Genomic DNA, 3187 nt, shown 5'->3' on the forward strand with positions numbered 1-3187 from the left:
GCCACTGTCGATCGAAGCCGATCCCTGGGGAGTCGGAGACCGTGAGCACGCCGCCTTCGATCGACAGTGGCCCGAGCCTGCCAAGGCCCGCGATCTGCTCGCTCGAGATCACCAGCTGCTCGTAATAGTCGTTGTTGCGGATGGCGGCGCAGAGCTGGGCGTTGGCCAGGCCCATCCCATGCACCTGCGCCCGCATGCCATGGGCCTCGGCCAGATGGGCGATCTTGACCGCGCCGGTCAGGCCGCCTTTGTAGGAGGTGCTGGTCCGCGCCATGTCGAGCGCGCCGGCCTGGATCCAGCTGGCCATGTTCCAATGGCAGCCATCCGACGTCTCCGCCGCCAGGACCGGGATGTCGAGCGCGTCGCAGAGCTTGCGGTACGAGCCCAGCTCGAACTCCCGCATCGGCTCTTCGTACCAGAGGAACCCTTCCGCCTCGAGCACACGGCCGAACCGCAGGGCGGTGACGTAGTCCCAGCCGGCCGACCCGTCGAACATCAGATCCGCGTCGGGCCCGGCCCAGCGCCGGAGGTTGCGCGACAGCGCCGCATCCTCTTTCGCGTCGCCCCAAGCGTGCAGCTTGAAGGCGGTGAAGCCGGCGTCGATGCACTCCTTGATGTGCCGCTCGTATTCGGCCATCGAATCCCAGGTGACGGTGGAGGCATAGGCCGGCACCCGCCGGTCATGGCCGCCGAGCAGCTGGTGCAGCGGCAATCCGGCGGCCTTCGCCTTGATGTCCCAGGCCAGCAGGTCGACGATGCCGAGATGCGGCATCGGGATCTCCTCGATCCGGTCGATCTCCCAGACCAGCGTCCATAGCCGTTCGGTCAGCAGCGGGTTCGCGCCGACGAGGCGCTTCAGCCGCCGGTCGACAAGGCTCATGGCGCCCCAGGCGTTCGCCACCTCGATTGCGCCGGTGATGCCCGCGTCGGTGTCCATGCGGATCACGGCCTTCAGCGGCTTGCGGTCCGCCGGGGTGCCGTCGCCGGACCCGGCCAGCCCCTTGCGCCAGCGATAGGGATGCGCCGGGTGCTCGGCCTCGACCACCCAGCAGCGGATGTCCTCGATGCGCATGCCGTGCCCCTCCCCGCTACTGCAGGGCCGCTTCGAGGCCGGCCATCATTGCGTCGACGCAGGCTTCCGGCGTGCTGCGGCCCACCAGCACCTTCTGGAATTCGGGCAGCACCACATTGTCGTCCCATCCCGCGGAGCCGATGAACCGGGGAGGCAGGCGGCCGAATTTGGTCGTCTCCACCGCGGCGCCGTAGAGCGGGTTGCCGGTGATGCGGCTGTCCGACGCCGTCTGCGGCGACGCCGGGAAGTAGCCCGTCTGCTCCAGGAACGCGATCGCCGCGTCGGGCTCGGCCCAGAAGGTCAGCCAGGCCCAGGCGGCATCGGCATTGGCGTCCGACATCAGGCCGTTGAACAGATAGGTCAGCCGCGCGATATGGGCGCCAGGCCCGGCCGGGCGCGCCGCGGTCATGAACTGGCCCGGCTTCATCGCGCCCGAGATCTCCGCCAGCGATCCGGTGTGGTGCCAGACCATGGCGGTCTGGCCGGTCTTGAACGCCTCCATGATCTGCCGGTAGCTGTCATTGGGCGCGCTGGGCGGGCAGGCCTTGTGCCGCGTGAACAGCTCCGACAGGAAGGTGACGGCCTCGATGGCCTTGGCCTTGTCCATGGCCGGCTTGCCGTCGACCACGATCGGCGAGCCGAAGCTCTCGATCATGTCGACCACGTACTGGTAGCCGCCGGCCCCGCCGCGCAGGCCGAAGCCGTAGCGCCCCTTCGCCGGGTCGGTCAGCTTGATCGCGGCGTCCTGGAACTCGGCCAGGGTCTTCGGCGGGCCGCTGATGCCGGCCTCGTCGAACCAGTCCTTCCGGTAGTACATCCAGTCGACGAAGGTGAAGGCAGGAATCCCGTAGATCTTGCCGCCGACGCTGGCCCCGGCCCACCGGTCCTCCGGGAAGGCCGCCGCCTTGTCCCAGCCCTTGATCCGGTCGGTGATGTCGATCAGCCCGCCCATCCCGACCATGTCGTTGACCCGCTCCGCGATCACCATCGCCGTGTCGGGCTTCGATCCCGAGACCACCGCCGCGGTGATCTTCGACATGTATTCCGGGTTCGGGATGTTCTCCTGGGTCAGCGAGATGCCGGGATAGCGCTGACGGAACAGGGCCATCACCGCCTCCAGCCCCTTGAACTCGCTCTCGCTGGTCAGGTGGTGCCAGTAGTTGATGCGGCCCTCCGCCGCTGCCCGGGCGAGGCGCGGCGCGAGCGCCAGGATCGGGGCGGCCGCGGCCGTCCGCAGCAAGGTGCGCCGATCGACGAGCATGACATGTCCTCCCTGTTTTGCGTTTTGGCTTTGGTCTTGGTCAGGACGGGAGCCGGATCGGCGTCGACGCCGGGGCCGGCGGCAAATCCTCCGGCCGCAGCACCTCCGGCGCCGCTCCGGCCCGCGCCCGGGCCGACAGCACGAGGCCATGGCCCGGCCGGTCCGGCGCGATGGCATAGCCGTCGCGCATGACGATCGGTTCCTCGACCAGGTGGTTATAGTTCTGGAACGAGTATTCCAGCCAGTCGGCCTCGGGCAGTGCAGCGGCCAGATGGACCCCGATCTCCAGTGACGTGTTGCCGAGCGTCACGGGGACGCCGTGCTCCGCCGCCAGCCAGCCCGCCTTCAGCACGTCGCCGATATGGCCGTGGACGTTGAGGAGGTCGGCGCCGCGGCCCTCCAGCAGACGGCGCTTGCCGCGCAGGTCGAGATATTCGCCGGAATTGACCAGGACATGCGGCGCGGCCAGGCGGATCTCCCGCAGGCCGTCGACATCATCGCGCAGGCAGGGATCCTCGACCCAGAGGATGTCGAAGCCCGCGCGCCGGAACTGGTCGAGCCGTCGGATCGCCTCCTTCGGCGACCAGGCCTCGTTGGCGTCGATCATGATCGGCCCGTGGCCCTTCGCGATCTCGGCCACCAGCGCCAGTCGCCGGAGGTCCCATTCGATGTCGGGATGGCCGACCTTGATCTTGAAGCCGCGATACCCCTGGTCCCGCGCTTGGCGGAACAGGGACGCGTAGTCGCCATCGCTCAGGTGGAAGTCGAGGCCGCTGGCATAGACCCGCACCTTGGAATCGCTGCCGCCGAGATACCGGTAGAGCGGCAGGCCGGTACTATGCTGCGCGTGGAAG

The 3187-nt window shown here is 68.7% G+C and carries 3 protein-coding genes; all 3 read right to left on the minus strand.

Annotated features, from left to right (window positions below; genetic code table 11):
* The coding region (locus ABDW35_RS34650) for an enolase C-terminal domain-like protein (RefSeq protein ID WP_343718392.1) at window positions 1–1072 on the minus strand (1072 nt) is incomplete at its 3' end.
* A 16-nt stretch (window positions 1073–1088) separates the two neighbouring features.
* Window positions 1089–2333 carry an extracellular solute-binding protein gene (locus ABDW35_RS34655; protein ID WP_343718393.1) on the minus strand — a complete coding sequence of 415 codons (1245 nt, stop codon included), beginning with the start codon at window positions 2331–2333 and terminating at the stop codon, window positions 1089–1091.
* Window positions 2334–2373: 40 nt separating this feature from the next.
* A partial coding sequence (locus ABDW35_RS34660) for an enolase C-terminal domain-like protein (RefSeq protein WP_343718394.1) occupies window positions 2374–3187 on the minus strand: 814 nt, incomplete at its 5' end.

The organism is Inquilinus sp. (assembly GCF_039594555.1).
In the GTDB taxonomy this organism is placed as follows: domain Bacteria; phylum Pseudomonadota; class Alphaproteobacteria; order DSM-16000; family Inquilinaceae; genus Inquilinus.